Source organism: Amazonocrinis nigriterrae CENA67 (assembly GCF_016056305.1).
GTDB lineage: Bacteria > Cyanobacteriota > Cyanobacteriia > Cyanobacteriales > Nostocaceae > Amazonocrinis > Amazonocrinis nigriterrae.
In genome coordinates, this window is record NZ_JAECZC010000113.1 from 1 (window position 1) to 2,993 (window position 2,993).

The 2,993-nt window shown below is 43.5% G+C and carries 5 protein-coding genes; all 5 read left to right on the plus strand.

The window, feature by feature from the left end; genetic code table 11:
• The first annotated feature begins 496 nt into the window (after positions 1 to 496).
• Positions 497 to 841 carry a hypothetical protein gene (locus I8748_RS34325; protein ID WP_198123660.1) on the plus strand — a complete coding sequence of 115 codons (345 nt, stop codon included), beginning with the start codon at positions 497 to 499 and terminating at the stop codon, positions 839 to 841.
• Positions 842 to 1,036: 195 nt separating this feature from the next.
• Positions 1,037 to 1,225, plus strand: a complete 189-nt coding sequence (locus I8748_RS34820) for a hypothetical protein (RefSeq protein WP_214662883.1) — start codon at positions 1,037 to 1,039, stop codon at positions 1,223 to 1,225.
• A 68-nt stretch (positions 1,226 to 1,293) separates the two neighbouring features.
• Positions 1,294 to 2,348, plus strand: a protein-coding gene (locus I8748_RS34330) for an IS630 family transposase (RefSeq protein ID WP_225896637.1) whose coding sequence is annotated in 2 segments (ribosomal slippage) — positions 1,294 to 1,686 and positions 1,689 to 2,348 — 1,053 coding nt in all. Because the reading frame shifts where the segments join, the coding sequence is not laid out codon by codon here.
• A gap of 156 nt (positions 2,349 to 2,504) precedes the next feature.
• The gene (locus I8748_RS35945) at positions 2,505 to 2,633 is read left to right on the plus strand and encodes a hypothetical protein (RefSeq protein ID WP_263975720.1); all 129 of its coding nucleotides are present in this window, start codon (positions 2,505 to 2,507) and stop codon (positions 2,631 to 2,633) included.
• Positions 2,634 to 2,748: 115 nt separating this feature from the next.
• Positions 2,749 to 2,993 (plus strand): hypothetical protein (locus I8748_RS34825; protein ID WP_214662884.1); only part of this gene is annotated, 245 nt, incomplete at its 3' end.

The window sequence follows — 2,993 nt, forward strand, 5'->3', positions numbered from 1 at the left end:
GGCTAGGTCAATGGTGGTGGTTGTTTGGTTCATGCTTGAGTTGAGTAGGCTGAATGAAAGTACTGTTGATGCTTTAGTCGGCATTTGGGGCAGGTGGCAATCAACGGGGAAAGGTTGCGCGGGCTAAAAGTACGACCACAGGCGGCTACTGTTCCGTTGCTAAGCGGACTTAGCCAATGGATGAACTTTTTACGCTTCATAGGTTTAGTGTTTTTGTTCATGAAGTTAGTCACTTGTCACTCCCTAGCAGGTCTTTCGTTCGCTCAATGCTTGCAGGCTGCTGTCTCTGCATGGTTTGGGGTGTTAGTTGTCAGTTGTCAGTTGTCAGGCACTCAGCGCTGGCAGGTCTTTCACTTGCCTCAGTGGCGGTAGGCTGCCATCTCTACTTGTTTTGCGTGATAGCAACTAAAATCATATATGGAATATACCATATACACGAATATCCTATATGGTATTTTATGAATAGAAAATTGATATCCTATATAGGAAGTTGATCATGGTCACTAAAAATGGGGAAATCAGCCAAAGCCAGACACAGGGAATATGGACAGATCAAGAAGAACGTAAGCCTAGTAATGACGGACGATGGGATAACGGGACTCGACAGCCTGGCGGAGAAATTGGGTGTCAGTCGCTCTCATCTAGTCGAATTGATTGGACGAGGACAGATCCCCCTGTCAGTACCGGAGATGACCCTCTTGGGGGAACAGTACAGCAGCTAATCGCGGACACTCGTGAAGAAATTCTCGAAATAGAAATACGAGGCGAAAAGCTGCGCCAACGCTTGACAAGCTTGGAAGAACTATCGGAGAGACTAAAAGAAAATCCTGTAAAAGAATGAGCCGTTTACCTGCGAAGGTTGACGGCTTTATTCGTGGGTATGATCACCAGCTAGGTGCGATCGCCCTACTCCAGCCGAAAACAGGTGCGCTTATGAATAACCAAACCCTTACAAACAAATACGGGTATCTTCCGATGCTTAGATCGTTGGAACCCGTAGATGCTGATATGAGTTGCGCTACCAACTCATATCACTATGATGGACTTTCTCTCTTGGTTATCTGTCAGTTTGCCTGGGCCAATTTTTGGGCTTGCGGTAGCAATAATGGTGCTTCTACTCACCTTTGCTTGTGCAATCGGTTTGTGGCTTTTCTTGTACATTATTGCTCTCATTCCAGGCACGGATTTTTTATTTGTAGATATTGAAGAAAAGTTAAGTAAGTAGGCACGAAAAAACCAAACTATGTGAAGATAAGTAAATACGGAGAATGTATCTACCGAGGTAACAAAAATATGGGTGCGCGTTTAAGGGTGTTTTTAACTAGTGAGCAAGACCGAACCCTTTTAAATTTGAAAACAGCAGACGTACCGCAGAAAGTAAAAGACCGAGCAGAAGTAATCAGATTAAACGCGCATGGCTGGTACGTAGAAAAAATAGCGGCTCATGTAAATTGGAATTCACAGACAGTAAGGGAGGTTTTGCACTCTTGGGAAAAGTATGGTCTGGAAGGACTGTGGGAACTACCTGGCCGGGGGGGTAAATCAAAGTGGAAACAAGAAGACATAGCATTTTTGGAAGAAACTCTCAAAAAAGAACCACGCACATACAATAGTGTTCAATTAGCCCAGAAATTAGAAAGTGAACGCAGTGTTAAATTGAGTCCTGACCGATTAAGACGGGTACTCAAAAAAAGGGGTTCATTTGGAAACGAACAAGGAAGAGTCATCAAAACAAGCAAGATAGAAAGCTCAAACAAATCAAGCAAGCAGACTTAGATATGTTGGAACTGGCTGCTGCTGCTGGAGAAATCGATCTGAAATATTTAGATGAATCAGGTTTTTGTGCATGGAGTGAACCAAGTTACACATATTATTTTAAAGGTGAGCAAAAACGTCTGGAACAAAGTCCACGCCGTGGTCGAAGGTTAAGCATTATTGCTTTTTTTCAACCCCTAATTAGTTTTATTTATGGTTTGGTTATTGGCGGTGTTAATCGCAAATCTTACATCCAAATGATGGAGCTTGAAGCTCTTGATGCTTCAAAAACTGGACGTATTAAAGTCATCGTGCAAGATAATGGCCCCATACATCGATGTAAAGAAGTTCAACAGTTATGGTCAAAGTGGGAAAAACAGGGTTTATACATCTTCTTTTTACCTAAATATTGTTCTCAAATGAACCCAATTGAATTGGAATGGCAACACCTCAAAAAAGACGAATTAGCTTCTAAAATGTTTGACGATGAGCTAGACCTTGCTTATGCCGTAATGGATGGTGTTCAAACCAGAGGGGAAAGAGGAAACTATAGTACCCAACGTATTAAATTTAACCGCAATCACTTTGGTTAACTTTTCGTTACGTATTTAGGAATTTTCCTGCCCACTTACTTAACTACTTCTATTCAACAGAAGCTAACAAATTCTCCACCAAAGCTACGCGGGAAAACTTCTCACTCATACCGCACCGACCCTAGAAACAGACATCTGCAACACCAGCTACTAGGAATGCTACAGGGTGACACAGCGACAGCCAAACGACTGCTGAGGCAACAGCGACGGAATCACCCAGGCAAGTCTGACAACTGGTATCTAGAAAAAGTGATTTACGACTTGGAACGCGATCGGCGTCGCTAACTCCTATCAAAGAGTTGCAACGGTTGCTGACCAATCCAAAGTTAGCAGCCGTTTTATTTTGCGATCGCGCCAGGAGTGAGGAGAGCGATCGCGCCAACCAACATCAAAACCAACCATGAACAGAGACGAAGCCCTTAAACACCAACAATTTAACCAACCCTGCTATTACACAGAGGACGCTTTCCCGAAATTGAAAGGCAAACCCCTTTACATTTGGGAATTAGGCGAAACAACAGCGCAGGTCGGCGAAACGCCACCAACCATCACGCAAACAGGTCAATCCCTCCCTAAAGTTTGGATGAGACTGCGCGAATTAACCTCAACTGACATACCAATGACCAAACATGAAATCATAGCTGC

Coding starts and splice junctions, on each gene's coding strand:
- I8748_RS34325 (WP_198123660.1), top strand. CDS start 497: ATGGTCACTAAAAATGGGGAAATCAGCCAAAGCCAGACACAGGGAATA.
- I8748_RS34820 (WP_214662883.1), top strand. CDS start 1,037: ATGATGGACTTTCTCTCTTGGTTATCTGTCAGTTTGCCTGGGCCAATT.
- I8748_RS35945 (WP_263975720.1), top strand. CDS start 2,505: ATGCTACAGGGTGACACAGCGACAGCCAAACGACTGCTGAGGCAACAG.